Raw genomic sequence first — 13,672 nt, forward strand, 5'->3', positions numbered from 1 at the left:
GGCGCCAGCGGGTGAATTCGGTCGATCAAGTCGCTATTTTATCAAATAGCCCCGCTATTTCGTAATTAACTGCCTTTTTTTAACGCAACAGTACAAACTACATGCCATTCGCCATCACCGCCGAACAGAAGCAAACAGCATTTTGGATCGCGGTCTGGCTGGCATTTTTGCTGCTGCTGGTCAGCCTCGGCCCCATCCTGACGCCCTTCCTGGCCGCCGCCATCCTCGCCTACGTGCTCAATCCCGGCGTCGACCGCTTGCAGCGCCTCCATTACAAGCGCTTTTATGTGCCCCGTCCGCTGGCCGTGCTGGTCGTCGTAGTGTTGTTTTTCCTCGCCATTACGGCGCTCGTGCTGATCGTCGTGCCCGTGTTGCAAAAGGAAATCCCGCTGCTGCAGGCGCAAATCCCGCAATTCCTCAGCAAGGCGAACGAATTCCTGGCGCCAAAACTGCGCGACCTCGGTATCCGCGTGCGCCTGGACGGCACGGGCATCAAGCGCATGCTGAGCCAGCAGATGGCCACCAGCGGCGATGAAATCTGGAGCACCGTGCTCGCCTCGGCCCGCATCGGCGGCACAGCCGTGCTGGGCTGGCTGGCCACCGTGGTGTTGATTCCCGTGGTGCTGTTTTATTTGTTGCTGGACTGGCATCCGATGCTCGCGCGCATCGCCGGCGCCGTGCCGCGCCGCTGGGTCGGCCGCACGGTGGGCATGGCACAGGAAGTCGACACCCTGCTGGCGCAATACCTGCGCGGCCAGTTGCTCGTCATGCTGGTGCTGGCCACGTATTACTCGGTGGCACTGGCCATCGCCGGTTTTGAAGTGGCATTGCCTGTAGGCATCATCACGGGCTTGCTGGTGTTCATCCCCTACCTGGGCTTCGGACTGGGCCTGATGCTGGCGCTGATCGCCGCCCTGCTGCAGTTTGCCGACTGGAGCGGCGTCATCGCCGTGGCCGTCATCTACGGCTGCGGCCAGGTCATCGAAGGCTTTTTCCTCACGCCGCGCCTGGTGGGCGAGCGCATCGGTTTAAATCCGCTGGCCGTGATCTTTGCCTTGCTGGCTTTCGGACAATTGTTCGGTTTCGTCGGCGTTTTGCTTGCTTTACCCGCTTCTGCCGTCCTGATGGTCGCTTTTAAGCATCTAAGACGCCACTACCTCTCCAGCAGCTTCTATAATACCTAGTAAAAGCGGATATCATATCAACCTAGCAATACCACGATGCACATGCAGTAATGAAAAACAGGACAAGGCGTACGCCATGAAACAACTGGTGCTCGATTTAGGCACAGACCAGGCGCACAGCCTCGATACCTTCGAGGTGGGACAGAATGCCGAAGTGGCGCAGCTGATGCGCCAGTTCGCCGCGCGCACTTCGCGCGAACATTTTGCCTACCTGTGGGGCGAACTGGCCGCCGGCAAGAGCCACCTGCTCAAGGCCCTGGCCAGCACCGAGCGCGCGCGCTACATTTCGCCATTCTCGATCGAGTCCGAATTCGTATATTCGCCTGACGTCGACCTGTACCTGCTCGACGACTGCGAAAAACTGTCGCCGCTGGCGCAGATCGATGCCTTTGCCCTGTTCAATGAAATCCGCGCCAACAAGGCATTCATGGTCTGCAGCGGCGCCGTGCCGCCCGCCGTGCTGCCCGTACGCGAAGACTTGCGCACGCGCATGGGCTGGGGCCTGATCTACCAGATCCACGGCTTGACCGACGAAGAAAAAATCGCCGCCCTGACCCAGGCGGCCACCACCCGCGGCTTGACCTTGTCGCCCGGCGTGTTACCCTATCTGCTGTCCCATTTCCGGCGCGACATGCGTTCGCTGTCGACGATGCTGGACTCTCTCGACCTCTACTCCCTTGAAACCCAACGCCCGATCACCTTGCCATTGTTGCGCGAGTTGCTGCAGGCGGAAGCGAAAGAATGATGAATCTGGCCCTGTTTGACCTCGACCACACCCTGCTGCCCATCGACTCGGATCACGAGTGGGGCGAATTCCTGGTACGCATCGGTGCCGTGGACGCCGCCGAATTCACCCGCCGCAACGACGAATTTTTCGCGCAATACCAGGCCGGCACGCTCGATCCGGTGGAATACCTGGAATTCTCGCTCGGCACGCTGGCGCAATTCCCGCGCGAGCGCCTGGAAGCGCTGCACCGGCAATTCATGGCGGAAGTGGTCATGCCGGTCATCCGTCCGGAAGTCGTGGCCCTGCTGAAACAGCACCAGGACGCGGGCGACCTGCTGGCCATCGTCACGGCCACCAACCATTTCATCACCAAACCCATCGCCGATGCGCTGGGCGTCGAGCATCTGCTGGCCGCCATGCCCGAATATGACGACGCAGGCAACGTCACGGGCAAACTGGTCGGCACGCCGACCCTGGGCGCGGGCAAGCTGACCCACACCCACGCCTGGCTGGAAAAGATGGGCAAGGAACTGGGGCAGTTCGAGCGCAGCTATTTTTACAGCGATTCGCACAACGACATTCCCCTGCTGTCGGTCGTGACCCACCCGGTCGCGACCAACCCCAACACCGCTTTGAGCGCACACGCATCCCTCCACGGCTGGCCATCACTTCACTTATTCAATGATTAAAAAATTCATCCGCAAGATCCTCGGCGTTAAAAAAGAGGCAGCGCGCGACACCACGGCACCCATCGTGCTCGGTCCTGCGCAACACGGAATCGACCCGAAACTGGTGTCGTCGAATGCCATCCGCGTCACCAGCAGCCTGCAGGAAGCGGGCTTCGAGGCCTTCGTCGTCGGCGGCGCCGTGCGCGACCTGCTGCTGGGCGTGAAACCGAAAGACTTCGACATCGCCACCAACGCCACGCCGGAACAGGTCAAGCGTTTGTTCCGCCGCGCCTTCATCATCGGCAAGCGCTTCCAGATCGTGCACGTGATGTTTGGCCAGGATTTGCTGGAAGTGACGACCTTCCGCGGCGCCGGTGCCGACTCCGCGCCCAAGGATGAACATGGCCGCGTCCTGCGCGACAACACCTTCGGCTTGCAGCACGAAGACGCGCTGCGCCGCGACTTCACGATCAACGCCATGTATTACAACCCGGCCACGCAGGAAGTACTCGACTACCACGGCGGCGTGGAAGACATCCGCGCCAAGACCTTGCGCATGATCGGCAAGCCGGAAGAACGCTACCGCGAAGATCCCGTGCGCATGCTGCGCGTCGTGCGCTTCGCCGCCAAGCTGAAATTCACCATCGAGCCGCATACGGCCGCTCCGATTCCCGTCATGGCGCCGCTGATCAACAACGTGCCCGCGCCGCGCGTGTTCGACGAAATGCTCAAACTCCTGATGAGCGGCCACGCGCTGGCTTGCCTGCAGCAGCTGCGCAAGGAAGGCTTGCATCACGGCCTGCTGCCGCTGCTCGACGTGGTGCTGGAACAGCCGCTGGGCGCGAAATTCGTCACGCTGGCGCTGGACGCCACGGACCAGCGCATCGCCGCCGGCAAGACCGTCTCGCCAGGCTTCTTGTTTGCCTCGCTGCTGTGGCACCAGGTACTGGAAAAATGGACGGCCTACCGCGCCGCAGGCGAATCGACGATTCCCGCGCTGCACCTGGCGGCCGACGACGTGCTCGACTCGCAAACGGAAAAACTGGCCTTGCAGCGCAAGATCGGTTCCGACATGCGCGACATCTGGTCGATGCAGCCGCGCTTCGAGCGCCGCGTCGGCAAGGCGCCGTACAAACTGCTTGAGCACCTGCGCTTCCGCGCCGGCTACGACTTCCTGCTGCTGCGCTGCGCCTCGGGCGAGATCGACATGGACATCGGCGAATGGTGGACAGCCTTTTATGAAGGCGACGAGGAAACGCGCGAAGCGCTGCTTGTCAGCGCCAATGCCGCACCGGGGGCCGTCAAGAAGAAGCGCCCGCCACGCCGCAGCACGCGCAGCAAGACCAGCACGGGCGGAGGTTCGACCACCGGCAGCACCAGCGGCAAATAATGACGGTCACCGCCTACATCGGCATCGGAGCCAACCTGGGCGACGCACGCGCCAACGTGCAGGATGCGATCGCGCGCCTGGCGCGCCTGCCCGGCGCATCGCTGGTCGACGCCTCGGCCAGCTACCGCACGGCGCCCATCGATTCGAGCGGTGACGACTACATCAACGCCGTGGCGCGCATCACAACCACCTTGCCGGCTGAAGAACTGCTGCTGGCGCTGCACGCCATCGAGGCGGCGCACGGGCGCGAGCGGCCTTACCGCAATGCCCCGCGCACGCTGGACCTGGACTTGCTGCTGTACGGCGATGAACAGATCGCCAGCGCCACCCTGACGGTGCCGCATCCGCGCCTCACCGAGCGCGCCTTCGTGCTGGTGCCGCTGCTGGCCCTGACGCCCGCCATCGTCGTGCCCGGACGCGGGCCGGCGCAAGCCTTCCTGGCAAGCGTCGCCGACCAGGCCATCAGCCAGCTCTGAGCCACGGCGCCGGACATACACTACAATGCCGCCCCTGCAGCACGCCGCATAAAGTACTACACTAGCGGCGTCGCAATCGCATCACCCCCTTTCACTCTAGAGAATACCTATGTCCGCTTATTTGCAAGGAACAGATCTGGCAGCCAAAGACAAGGCCGCCACACCGGCGCCGGCGCCAGCCAAGCCTGTCGCCAACAAGGCCGTGACCATCCACACGCTGGTCACGCTGCGCGCCGCCGGCGAAAAGATCACCATGCTGACCTGCTATGACGCCAGCTTCGCGTCCCTGATGGACCGCTGCGGCGTGGAGATCCTGCTGATCGGCGATTCGCTCGGCATGGTCTGCAATGGCCACAATTCCACCCTGCCCGTCACCGTGGCCGAACTGGCCTACCACACGGCGTCCGTCGCGCGCGGCAGCAAGTCGGCCATGATCATGGCCGACTTGCCGTTCGGCGCGTACGGCACGCCTGAAACAGCCTATGCGAACGCCGTCATCCTGATGCAGGCTGGCGCGCACATGATCAAGATCGAAGGCGGCGCCTGGCTGGCCGAAACGGTCCGTTTCCTCACCGAGCGCGGCATCCCCATCTGCGCCCACATCGGCCTGACACCGCAATCCGTGCACCAGCTGGGCGGCTATAAAGTACAGGGCAAGAGCACGGAAAGCGCGGCCGAACTGAAGAACGATGCGCTGGCGCTGCAAAACGCGGGCGCCGCCATCGTACTGATGGAAGCGATGCCGACGCAGCTGGGCAAGGAAGTGACGGACATGCTGACGATACCGACGATCGGCATCGGCGCAGGCCCCGACTGCTCGGGCCAGGTGCTCGTCATGCACGACATGCTGGGCGTCTTCCCAGGCCGCAAAGCGCGCTTCGTGCGCAACTTCATGGAAGGCGCCGCCAGCATCGACGACGCCGTCACCGGCTATGTGAAAGCCGTCAAGGATGGCAGCTTCCCGGCGCTGGAACACTGCTTCTGATCCAAGTAACCCCCATAAATTATTGTGATTTCTGACTTCCATAACCGGCACTCTGCGACGTTGCCCACCGCTCGCAGTGCTCGCACTGCGTCGCGGCGGACGCCTTGCATAGCATCCGGCTATGTTCGTCATAATTTCACAATAATTTCCTGAGGATTACTTAGCCTATTGAGGCGATATCGCCCCGGTACTTGCCGGGGCGATTTTTTTTTCGCGCAGCGTTTCTGTCCGTACAAACGCCACCTCCAGTCCAAAGAACTGTCCTATGCGGTTCAGCGTCTGGATGGTTGGATTGCCCTTGCCGCTCTCGATTTCCTTGATGACCTTTGTGCTCACGCCCCGGTGCGTCGCAAACTCTGCCTGCGTCATGCGCGAGATGGCGCGCATTTCCTTGACGGCGTGCTGTAGCGTGATGGCTCCTGCTTCAATGGCTTCGTAAAGCACCGCCCTGCGCTGCCGCAGCTCCTCCTTGTCAACGGTCTTTTTGGTACGCGCCATGTCAGTGCTCCCCCAATGTCTTGAGCTGTTCGAGCTGCCCGGCTATATGTGGCCGAAGGAAAGCAATGATGTCATCATCCACGCCTGCCTCCTGCATATGCTGTTCCAGCGCAGTCAGTTGCTGGGCAAATCCGTATAGCGCGAGGCGAACCTGCTCGCGCTCGACGTCCGTCATGCCGATCGTAGCCAGTATCGTCGTCCAGTCATGCAGCTCGTTTTGGGTATCCGGGTGATACCAGCGCGCCGCGCGTGGTATGCCATCCGGGTCCAGATACATCGGTGCAAAATCGAACAGCGGCGTGAGGCGCACCTCGGCACCCACTTGTTGTACCGCCGTATTGCGTGCGTGATTATCGGTATTGCGCATGGCTAGGTTCAAGATATCGCGTTTGAGAAATTCAATGGTTTCCGCAGTCTTGTCACTGACGACGGCGCGCAGCGCCTGCAATAATACAAACTGGCTGGGCGTGGCTTCAAAGCCAACGATACCTGCCAGCGAAGCGGCGCTTTCCTGATGCAGTCGCAGCACTTTTCCATCGCGGATGCGGCGGTCAAAACGGGGAATGAACAAGGTATCGTCCTGGTAGCGCAGTTGGCCTTCGGTGCGCAAGCCCACCGCGCGCGCCACAGTCATGTATGCGGCTTCATTTCTCAATACCTTGGCGTCGCTGGCGGTCTTTCCGCGCGGACGCTTGACGATGAAATGTGCAGCCGCATACTTGTCCGCCAGAGCGCCATCGGCATGCCAGAGACCAGCATGGTCCGTGGTCAGCAAATATTTCGGCGCCGCTCCTTGTACCCCCAGACTGCCAGCGGCCAACATGCTATGCATCAGCATGCGCTCATTGAAGGCATCGCCGCGACCTATAATCTCCTCCAGTGAAAAGCCGGTCTGCGGCTTGCCCTTGTCGTGGCGATTCATATGGTGTGCGTAGTACTGCACGGCCTCGGCGATGCGCACGCGCCCGACTGGATTGAATGCACCGGCACACGCAAGCGGAAAATCGGCAGCCGGACCATCGGCCAGTTGAAGCTGCCCAAGCAGATATGTCCGGCCGCTTCCCTGGGGAATCAGGTCAAAGATAAAAGCTGGCCATTGCGCCAGCTTCTGCATTTCTGCCGTGACGGGGAACCGCAGCGAGACAGGTCCACTCTCAAGCTTGAAGAAGGCATAATCGAGGTCATACTCGAACAGGGTACCGGTGCGTGGATTGCCGCCTGCAGGATCAAGCAAAGTCAGCGATGCGCAATCGTGCCATGCATCATCATGAAAAATTTGAAAATGGCAGTGCATGACGGCTCCAATTGGATCTTATAGTAACTAATTGTGTTCAGTTTATCCTTAAATTAGCACTTATACGATCCAATTTCTAAAAAAATACATCGCCATGAAAACTTTAATGGATCCTAAAAGAACTATTTTAATCCATTAATACCATAAATTAGTCCTTTTAAGTTCTATTTTAAAAATTATCCCACCTGTATCCACGTCGTCTTCAATTCCGTGTACTTGTCCAGCGCGTGCAATGACTTGTCGCGCCCGTTGCCCGACTGTTTATAACCGCCAAATGGCACGGTGATGTCATCGCCATCGTACTGGTTGACGTGCACGGTGCCCGCACGCAGGGCGCGCGCCGTCTGGATGGCCTTGGTGATGTCGGACGTCCACACGGCCGCCTGCAAGCCGTACGGCGTGGCATTGGCCTGCTTCACCGCTTCGGCGATATCCGTAAAGCCCAGCACGGACAGGACAGGGCCGAAGATTTCTTCGCGCGCGATCGTCATGCTCGTATCCACGCCGAAGATGGTCGGCTGCACATAGTAGCCGCCCGTCTCCGCGCGCACGGCCTCGCCGCCGCCCAGCAGCTGCGCACCCTCCTGCTTGCCGGAAGCGATGTAGCCCATGACAGTCTTCATCTGCGTGGAGTCAACGATCGCGCCCATGACGGTGGCTTCGTCGAGCGGGTCACCGGGCTGGAAGCGGGGCAGCATGGCCTGCGCCTTGGCGATAAATTCTTCCCTGATCGATTCTTCCACGAACAGGCGCGAGGGCGCGTTGCAGCTTTCGCCCTGGTTGAAGAAAATGGAATCGACGGCAGCCGCCACGGCCTTGTCCAGGTCCGGGCAATCGGCGCACACGATGTTGGCGGACTTGCCGCCCAGTTCCGTCCACGCCCGTTTCAGGTTCGACTGGCCCGCCATCTGCACGATCAATTTCCCCGTGCGCGTGGAACCCGTAAAGCCTATGCAATCGACGTCCATGTGCAGCGCCAGCGCGGCGCCGGCCTCGTTGCCGTAACCTGGCAGCACGTGGAAGACGCCCGCCGGCACGCCCGCTTCCAGCGCGATGTCGGCCAGGCGCAGCGCCGTCAGCGGCGATTTTTCGGACGGTTTCAATATCACGCTGTTGCCGGCCGCGAGGGCGGGAGCGATCTTCCAGGCGGCCATGATCATCGGATAGTTCCACGGCACGATGGCGGCGACGACGCCCACCGGTTCGCGCGTGATCAAGGCCAGGCTGTTGGCGGGGGTCGGTGCGATTTCATCGTAGACTTTATCGATCGCCTCGCCATACCAGCGCAGGCAGTTGGCCGTGGCGCCCACGTCCACGCTCTGGCTGTATTTGATCGGTTTGCCCATGTCCAGGGTTTCCAGCAGGGCCAGCTCGGGACCGTATTTCTGCACCAGGTCGGCGAACTTGATCAACACGCGCTTGCGCTGCGCGGGCGATTTTCCTGCCCAGCGGCGGTCGTCAAAGGCGGCGCGGGCGGCCTGCACGGCCGCATCCACATCCGCACCATCGCAGCGGGCCACCTGCCCCAGCAAGCGCCCGTCGATGGGCGACAGATTGTCGAAAGTCTGGCCGGATGTGGCCCAAACGCGCTCGCCGTTGATGAAGGCGCGGCCATCGATCGTGAGCGCTGCGGCCCGCGCATGCCAGCTGGTGTTTTCCGTCATGGTCGTCTCCTGCAAGGTGAAAACGCCAGCTTACTCCTAAGTAGGGCGTAATAAATTATTGTTATTTCTGACTTCCATACCCGGCGCTCTGCGGCGTTGCCCGCTGCTAGCAGTGCTCGCACTGCGTCGCAGCGGGCGCCTTGCAGAGCATCCGGTTCTGTTCGTCATAACTTCACAATAATTTCCCACGACCTACTTAGTCTTCCAAATACGCTGCGGACAGTTGCTTGCGGCGTCTGCGGTCGGCGCGCGCCAGCATCACGGCATACGCGATCACGGCGAGCGTCACGACGAGGATGGTCAGCGCAGCGATGGCGTTCACACGCGGATCGAGCCCCAGGCGCGCGCGCGAGAAGATCACCAGCGGCATCGTCGTCGAACCGGGGCCGGACAGAAAAGCCGAGAGCACCACGTCGTCGAGCGACAAAGTAAACGTCAGCAGCCAGGCGGATGCCAGCGCTTGCGTGATGTTCGGCAGGGTCACGAGGAAGAACACCTGGTGCGCGCGGCAGCCCAGGTCCATGGCCGCTTCGGCCAGCGATTTACTCATCTCCTGCAGGCGCGATTGCACCACCACGGCCGCATACGCCATGCCCAGCAGGGTGTGGCCGAGCCAGATGGTCAGCACGCCCCGTTCGGGAAAACCGAAGACCTTTTGCATGGACACCAGCATCAGCAGCAGGGACAGGCCGATGATCACTTCCGGCATCACCAAGGGCGCGCTGACCATGGACGAGAACAAGGTACGGCCACGGAAGCGCTGGTAGCTCGTCAAGGCAAAGGCGGCAAACGTGCCGAGGATGACAGACGAGGTGGCCGACATGAAGGCGATCTTCAGTGACAAACCGAAGCCCGAGATGATCTCCGTATCGCTCATCAACTCGCTGTACCAGCGCAGCGAAAAACCGCTCCACACCATGTCCTGGCGCGAGCTGTTGAACGAAAAGACGATCAGCACGATGATGGGCAGGTAAAGGAACAGATAGCCGAGCGAGAGCCAGCCGCGGCCGAACCAGCGCTGCAGGAAAGTACGTCCGTTCATGTGCGCTCCTCCGCGTCCTGCTCCGTCTTGTATTTGTTAAAAATGGCCATCGGCACGAGGATCAGCAAGACCACCAGCACCGTCACCGACGACGCCATGGCCCAGTCGTTATTGGTGAAATATTCATCCCACAGCACGCGGCCGATCATCAGGGTTTCCGGGCCGCCCAGCAGCTCGGGAATCACGTATTCGCCCACGGACGGAATGAATACCAGCATGGCGCCGGCGATGATGCCCGACTTCGACAGGGGCACGGTGATGCGCCAGAACGCCTGCAAGGGCGTGGCGCCCAGGTCGGCCGCCGCTTCCAGGTAGCGCATGTCCATTTTCACCAGGTTGGCGTACAGGGGCAAGATCATGAACGGCAAATAGGCGTATACCATGCCGACGACCAGCGAGAACGAGGTATTCATCATGTGCAGCGGTTCGCTCACCACGCCCAGCGCGATCAGCAGGTCATTGAGCAAGCCGTGGTTGGCCAGGATGCCCTTCCACGCATACACGCGCAGCAGGAACGAGGTCCAGAACGGCAGCATCACCAGCATCATCAGCACGGGGCGGATCGACGGCTTGGCGCGCGCCATGAAGTAGGCGAACGGATAGCCGATGAACAGACAGATGGCCGTGGTAATCGTCGCGTACTTGATGGAACTGAGGTAGGTGAGCAGATACAGTTCATCTGCGGCGATGAACAGGTAGTTGGCGATTTTCACCTTCAGCACGATGATGCCGTCAACGTACGACAGCAAGCCGCCGAACGGACTGCCCGCCGTGTCCATGTCGGACAGGCTGATGCGCAGCACGATCAGGAAGGGCACGAGGAAGGCGGCCGCCAGGAACAGCGACGGCACGGCGATGACGGCGTTACGCCCTGTGACCCAACGCAGGGTGACCAAGTTACGCAGCGATTGCAGGAGGGACGTCATGATGGCCTCAGCTGGTCAGCACGACGATGTCGGCGCCATCCCACCACACCCACACGCGCTGTTCGCGCTCGAGGCGCGCGGCGTCGTGGCGGGCCGCGTTGGTGCGCGACACCTTCACCACAGTGCCGCTGTCGAGGCGCACGTGGTAGCTGGTTTCATTGCCAAAATACGCCATGGCGACGATCACGCCCTGGGCGCAGTTGTAGCCGTGTTCATTTGGTGACGCACGCTCCTCCAAAGCGGGTGGCGCGATCTGGATGCCGATTTTTTCGGGGCGCACGGCCACCGAGACATCCATGCCCAGGTTGCCCGTGATGCCGTGCGAAACATAGTGCTCGCCATCGGGCGTGGCGATCACCACGTGATCGGCTTCGTCCTGCGTGATGCAGCCGTCGAACAGGTTGACGCTGCCGATGAAATCGGCCACGAAACGGCAATTCGGCGTCTCGTAGATTTCGCCAGGCGCGCCCACCTGCAGGATGCGCCCTTCGCTCATGACGGCGATGCGCGTGGCCATGCTCATGGCTTCGTCCTGGTCGTGCGTGACCATCACGCAGGTCACGCCCACCTGCTCGATGATGTTCACCAGCTCCATCTGCGTGCGCTCGCGCAGTTTCTTGTCCAGTGCACCCAGCGGCTCGTCGAGCAGCAGTAATTGCGGCCGCTTGGCCAGGCTGCGCGCCAGCGCCACGCGCTGCTGCTGCCCGCCCGACAGCTGGTGCGGCTTGCGCTTCGCGTATTGGCCCAGTTGCACCAGCGCCAGCATCTGCTCGACCCGCGCCGCCACTTCCGCTTTCGGCAAGCCGTCACGGCGCAGGCCGAAGGCGATGTTGTCCCACACGGATAAATGGGGGAACAGCGCGTACGACTGGAACATCATGTTGATGGGACGCTGGTGCGGCGGCACATCGACGATGCTGTTGCCCGCCAGGGCGATGCGCCCCGACGTCGGCGTCTCGAAACCGGCCAGCATGCGCAGCAGGGTCGACTTGCCGCAACCTGAACTGCCCAGCAGAGCGAAAATCTCGCCCTTGTTGATCGTCACGGAAATATCATTGACGGCGCGTACGCCATCGAATTCCTTGACCAGTTGATCAATCAGCAAGAAAGGCGCTGGGGCGTCGCTGGCCGACGCGGCTGGTGTTGCTATCGTCATGTGTGGGTAGCTTCTGGGTAAGAGGGTGTCAAAATGAAAAACTGGCCGCTACAAAGAGCGGCCAGGATGGAAGTTTAGCGGAACTGCCGCCATTGCGGTCCAAAAAATGCATAGATGCTGCTTATTTGGGTGAAAACCCAACGGCAAAGGCTGGGGTCAGACCCGGCGGGTCTGACCCCAGTATTTAAGCAAGCTCAGAGCTATACCCAGCCCTTCGCTTTCACATCCGCATACGTCTTGTCCAGGCACAGCCGTATCAAGCCCACCATTTCATCGATCTGCGCGCGCGTCATGACCAGTGGCGGGGCGACGATCATGCGTTCGCCCACGGCGCGCATGATGACGCCGTTGTCGAACATGTGGCCGCGGCAGATCATGCCCACGCCCTGACCCTCGTCGAACAGCTCGTTCTCGTGCACGGTGGCGCCCTTCTTGCGCACCAGGTTCAGGCCCGCGACCAGGCCACAGCTGTCCGCATAGCCGACCAGCGGGTGTTCGCCCAGGCTGGCGAAGCACTGCTGCAGGTACGGTCCCGTATCCTCGGCCACCTTCGCCACCAGTTGCTCTTCCTCGATGATGCGGATGTTTTCCAGCGCCGCCGCGCAGGCGACGGGGTGGCCCGAATACGTAAAGCCGTGGGTGAATTCGCCACCCTGCTCGATCAGCACCTTGGCGACACGGTCTCCCACCAGCACGCCGCCCAGCGGCACATAGCCCGAGGTGACGCCCTTGGCAAACGTGATCAGGTCGGGCTTGATGCCGAACAGTTCGGAGCCGAACCAGCGCCCCAGGCGGCCGAAGCCGCAGATGACTTCATCGGCGATCAGCAAGATGCCGTACTTGTCGCAGATGCGCTGGATTTCGGGCCAGTAGGTCGAGGGCGGAATGATCACGCCGCCCGCGCCCTGCACCGGCTCGCCGATGAAGGCGGCCACCTTGTCGGCGCCGATTTCCAGGATTTTGTCTTCCAGCCAGCCGGCCGCCTTCAGGCCGAACGCTTCCGGGCTCAAGCCGTGGCCCGACTCCAGATAATTGGGCTGGCCGATATGCGCGATGCCCGGTATCGGCATGCCGCCCTGCGCATGCATGCCATCCATGCCGCCCAGCGACGCTCCCGCCACCGTGCTGCCGTGATACGCGTTGTGGCGGCTGATGATGGTGTGGCGTTCCTTGTGGCCGAGGATGTCCCAGTAGCGGCGCACCATGCGCAAATTCGTGTCGTTGCCTTCGGAACCGGAACTGGTGAAGAACACGTGCTGGAACTGCGGCGGCGATATCTGCGCCAGCTTGGCCGCCAGCTGCGCGGCCGGCACGTTCGTCGTGCCAAAGAAACTGTTATAGAAGGGCAGCGTCTCCATCTGTTTGTACACGGCTTGCGAGATCGACGTGCGGCCGTAGCCCACGTTCACGCACCACAGGCCCGACATGCCGTCGACGATCTTCTTGCCCTGGCTATCCCACAGGTAGACGCCGTCGCCGCGCACCATCACCCTGGCGCCCTTGCTTGCCAGATCTTTAAAATCGGTAAATGGATGCAGGTAGTGGGCCGAGTCCATCTGCTGGATGGCGTTTGTATCGTACACCTGCGGCGCCGCGTTTTTCTGCGCCACGGAGGCAACCAGGGCGGCGCTTGGCGCCAGCGGATTATTGGATGTGCTCATT

13 protein-coding genes are annotated in these 13,672 nt (G+C 61.4%); 6 read left to right on the plus strand and 7 right to left on the minus strand.

Features of this window, described 5'->3' with window-relative positions; translation table 11 throughout:
* The first annotated feature begins 101 nt into the window (after positions 1 to 101).
* The 6 genes from OPV09_RS26985 to panB all read left to right on the plus strand — a co-directional run bounded on the left by OPV09_RS26985 (position 102) and on the right by panB (position 5,430).
* On the plus strand, positions 102 to 1,184 hold the full coding sequence (locus tag OPV09_RS26985) for an AI-2E family transporter (protein WP_034746048.1): 1,083 nt from the start codon (positions 102 to 104) through the stop codon (positions 1,182 to 1,184).
* A gap of 76 nt (positions 1,185 to 1,260) precedes the next feature.
* On the plus strand, positions 1,261 to 1,929 hold the full coding sequence (hda, locus tag OPV09_RS26990; protein ID WP_046684405.1) for a DnaA regulatory inactivator Hda: 669 nt from the start codon (positions 1,261 to 1,263) through the stop codon (positions 1,927 to 1,929).
* The gene (locus OPV09_RS26995) at positions 1,929 to 2,600 is read left to right on the plus strand and encodes an HAD family hydrolase (protein ID WP_034747702.1); all 672 of its coding nucleotides are present in this window, start codon (positions 1,929 to 1,931) and stop codon (positions 2,598 to 2,600) included. Before hda ends, OPV09_RS26995 begins: the two co-directional genes overlap by 1 nt.
* Complete coding sequence (gene pcnB / locus OPV09_RS27000; RefSeq protein ID WP_338679905.1) at positions 2,593 to 3,969, plus strand: polynucleotide adenylyltransferase PcnB; 1,377 nt, start codon at positions 2,593 to 2,595, stop codon at positions 3,967 to 3,969. The genes OPV09_RS26995 and pcnB overlap by 8 nt, the downstream gene beginning before the upstream one ends.
* Positions 3,969 to 4,445: a 2-amino-4-hydroxy-6-hydroxymethyldihydropteridine diphosphokinase gene (gene folK / locus OPV09_RS27005; RefSeq protein WP_319990562.1), complete on the plus strand. Its 477-nt coding sequence runs from the start codon at positions 3,969 to 3,971 to the stop codon at positions 4,443 to 4,445. Before pcnB ends, folK begins: the two co-directional genes overlap by 1 nt.
* A 109-nt stretch (positions 4,446 to 4,554) precedes the next feature.
* Positions 4,555 to 5,430 (plus strand): 3-methyl-2-oxobutanoate hydroxymethyltransferase, encoded by an 876-nt coding sequence (gene panB, locus OPV09_RS27010; RefSeq protein WP_338679906.1) that lies wholly within the window; start codon positions 4,555 to 4,557, stop codon positions 5,428 to 5,430.
* A gap of 165 nt (positions 5,431 to 5,595) precedes the next feature.
* On the opposite strand, the gene OPV09_RS27015 is transcribed toward panB, so the two are convergent.
* From OPV09_RS27015 to OPV09_RS27045, 7 genes are all read right to left on the minus strand, one after another.
* Positions 5,596 to 5,928 (minus strand): helix-turn-helix transcriptional regulator, encoded by a 333-nt coding sequence (locus tag OPV09_RS27015; RefSeq protein ID WP_070301047.1) that lies wholly within the window; start codon positions 5,926 to 5,928, stop codon positions 5,596 to 5,598.
* 1 nt (position 5,929) lies between these two features.
* The gene (locus tag OPV09_RS27020; protein WP_338679908.1) at positions 5,930 to 7,222 is read right to left on the minus strand and encodes a type II toxin-antitoxin system HipA family toxin; all 1,293 of its coding nucleotides are present in this window, start codon (positions 7,220 to 7,222) and stop codon (positions 5,930 to 5,932) included.
* Positions 7,223 to 7,398: 176 nt separating this feature from the next.
* Complete coding sequence (locus tag OPV09_RS27025; RefSeq protein ID WP_338679909.1) at positions 7,399 to 8,886, minus strand: aldehyde dehydrogenase; 1,488 nt, start codon at positions 8,884 to 8,886, stop codon at positions 7,399 to 7,401.
* A 196-nt stretch (positions 8,887 to 9,082) separates the two neighbouring features.
* Positions 9,083 to 9,928 carry an ABC transporter permease gene (locus OPV09_RS27030; RefSeq protein ID WP_034746027.1) on the minus strand — a complete coding sequence of 282 codons (846 nt, stop codon included), beginning with the start codon at positions 9,926 to 9,928 and terminating at the stop codon, positions 9,083 to 9,085.
* Positions 9,925 to 10,854, minus strand: coding sequence for an ABC transporter permease subunit (locus OPV09_RS27035; RefSeq protein WP_338679911.1), 930 nt, complete (start codon positions 10,852 to 10,854; stop codon positions 9,925 to 9,927). The genes OPV09_RS27030 and OPV09_RS27035 overlap by 4 nt, the downstream gene beginning before the upstream one ends.
* Before the next feature lie 7 nt (positions 10,855 to 10,861).
* Positions 10,862 to 12,010, minus strand: a complete 1,149-nt coding sequence (locus tag OPV09_RS27040; protein ID WP_338679912.1) for an ABC transporter ATP-binding protein — start codon at positions 12,008 to 12,010, stop codon at positions 10,862 to 10,864.
* Positions 12,011 to 12,210: 200 nt separating this feature from the next.
* A complete protein-coding gene (locus tag OPV09_RS27045) occupies positions 12,211 to 13,671 on the minus strand; it encodes an aspartate aminotransferase family protein (RefSeq protein ID WP_338679913.1) in 1,461 nt (486 codons plus the stop codon).
* Position 13,672 lies beyond the last annotated feature (1 nt).

The sequence above is a fragment of the Janthinobacterium sp. TB1-E2 genome (genome assembly GCF_036885605.1).
GTDB classification, from domain to species: domain Bacteria; phylum Pseudomonadota; class Gammaproteobacteria; order Burkholderiales; family Burkholderiaceae_D; genus Janthinobacterium; species Janthinobacterium aestuarii.

What these genes read in the sequence shown, in the direction of transcription:
- OPV09_RS26985 (WP_034746048.1), top strand. Translation starts at nt 102, where the DNA reads ATGCCATTCGCCATCACCGCCGAACAGAAGCAAACAGCATTTTGGATC.
- hda (WP_046684405.1), top strand. Translation starts at nt 1,261, where the DNA reads ATGAAACAACTGGTGCTCGATTTAGGCACAGACCAGGCGCACAGCCTC.
- OPV09_RS26995 (WP_034747702.1), top strand. Translation starts at nt 1,929, where the DNA reads ATGAATCTGGCCCTGTTTGACCTCGACCACACCCTGCTGCCCATCGAC.
- pcnB (WP_338679905.1), top strand. Translation starts at nt 2,593, where the DNA reads ATGATTAAAAAATTCATCCGCAAGATCCTCGGCGTTAAAAAAGAGGCA.
- folK (WP_319990562.1), top strand. Translation starts at nt 3,969, where the DNA reads ATGACGGTCACCGCCTACATCGGCATCGGAGCCAACCTGGGCGACGCA.
- panB (WP_338679906.1), top strand. Translation starts at nt 4,555, where the DNA reads ATGTCCGCTTATTTGCAAGGAACAGATCTGGCAGCCAAAGACAAGGCC.
- OPV09_RS27015 (WP_070301047.1), bottom strand. Translation starts at nt 5,928, where the DNA reads ATGGCGCGTACCAAAAAGACCGTTGACAAGGAGGAGCTGCGGCAGCGC.
- OPV09_RS27020 (WP_338679908.1), bottom strand. Translation starts at nt 7,222, where the DNA reads ATGCACTGCCATTTTCAAATTTTTCATGATGATGCATGGCACGATTGC.
- OPV09_RS27025 (WP_338679909.1), bottom strand. Translation starts at nt 8,886, where the DNA reads ATGACGGAAAACACCAGCTGGCATGCGCGGGCCGCAGCGCTCACGATC.
- OPV09_RS27030 (WP_034746027.1), bottom strand. Translation starts at nt 9,928, where the DNA reads ATGAACGGACGTACTTTCCTGCAGCGCTGGTTCGGCCGCGGCTGGCTC.
- OPV09_RS27035 (WP_338679911.1), bottom strand. Translation starts at nt 10,854, where the DNA reads ATGACGTCCCTCCTGCAATCGCTGCGTAACTTGGTCACCCTGCGTTGG.
- OPV09_RS27040 (WP_338679912.1), bottom strand. Translation starts at nt 12,010, where the DNA reads ATGACGATAGCAACACCAGCCGCGTCGGCCAGCGACGCCCCAGCGCCT.
- OPV09_RS27045 (WP_338679913.1), bottom strand. Translation starts at nt 13,671, where the DNA reads ATGAGCACATCCAATAATCCGCTGGCGCCAAGCGCCGCCCTGGTTGCC.